Consider the following 1,366-nt stretch of genomic DNA (forward strand, 5'->3'; position numbering starts at 1 on the left):
TGCGGCAGCGTGCCGGCATGCCAGCGCTGCAGGTAGGCCAGGAACAGCGCCGGCAGCATCGCCACGCTGGCAATGCTGGCGCCCGCGGCCAGGCGTTCGCGCAGCGTCGGCGCAATGAAGCCGGGGATCTTCGAGAAGCCGTCCATCGCCACGCGCTGGTTGGTATCGGCAATGGCAGGGTTGGCGAAGCGGTCCAGCACCACGTCGCGGTACTTGGCGAGGTCGATCGGGCTGGGCTTGGCTGGCGTGTCCAGCACCGGGATGGTGTCGTTGGTCACGTAGTCGAAGGCCAGTTGGCGGATGGCCGCGTCCTGCGTGCCTTCATGGATGTAGGTGTGGCCGACCAGCGTGCCGGCCCAGGCGATGCAGCTGTGCGTGGCGTTCAGCAGGCGGATCTTGGCTTCCTCGTAGGCATCCACCGACGAAACCATTTCCACGCCGACAGTCTCCCAGGCCGGGCGGCCAGCGGCGAAGCGGTCCTCGATGACCCACTGGATGAAACTTTCGCCCATCAGCGCGGCAGCGTCGTCCACGCCGGTCGCTGCCAGCACGCGCTCGCGCACGGCGGGCGTGGCGCGGGGCGTGATGCGGTCCACCATCGCATTCGGGCAGGTGGTGCAGACCTCCACCCACTCGCGCAGCGCGCTGTCGCCGATCAGGTCGATGAACTGCAGCAGGCCGCTGCGCACGCGGTCGCCGTTGTGGCGCAGGTTGTCGCAGTTCAGCAGCGTGACCGGGCCGCTGGCCTGCTGCATGCGGGCGCGCAGGATCTGCGTCAGCGCGCCGTAGATCGTCGTGCCGGCTTTGTTCGCCTTGAGGGCTTCGACATCGGCGGCCAGGTCGGCGAAGTTCAGGTCCAGCTGGTGGTCTGCATCGAGGTAGTAGCCCGCTTCGGTCACGGTGAACGAGACGATGCGAGTCAGTGGGTCCGCACCGGCGGTGACCAGGCCTTGCAGCTGCGCGTCCCAGCCGATCACGCGGGTGATGGCGCTGATGCGCTGATAGACCCGCTCGCCGGCCGGTGACACGGTTTCCAGCGTGTAGGCGCCGCCGGCGGCCTGCAGCGCGCCGATGGTGTCGGCGCCATCGGGCCGGATATTGCCGCCGGCCAGCACCCAGCGGCGGTCACCGGCGTCGTGCAGCGCCTGCTGGTAGACAGCCTGGTGCGCGCGGTGGAACGCGCCCAGGCCCAGGTGCAGCATCACGAACGGGGCTTCGGCGGAGGAGGGAGAGGCGGTGGTCATGGAAGCAAGGGGGAAATGAAGAGGAATCTCAATGGGTCGCGGCGACGGCGACACCCGTGCGTGTCACGCGGCCACCGGCGTCGAACAGGTGCACGGTCTCGGGCTGCAGCTGCAGGCCCACG

1 protein-coding gene is annotated in these 1,366 nt (G+C 69.0%); it reads right to left on the reverse strand.

The features are described from left to right. On the reverse strand, window positions 1–1,244 hold a 1,244-nt coding region (gene dalD, locus FKP22_RS30480), incomplete at its 3' end, for a D-arabinitol 4-dehydrogenase (protein ID WP_233447028.1). Between the last annotated feature and the right edge of the window lie 122 nt (window positions 1,245–1,366).

This window comes from Ideonella azotifigens, from assembly GCF_006519715.1.
Lineage (GTDB): Bacteria > Pseudomonadota > Gammaproteobacteria > Burkholderiales > Burkholderiaceae_C > Ideonella > Ideonella azotifigens.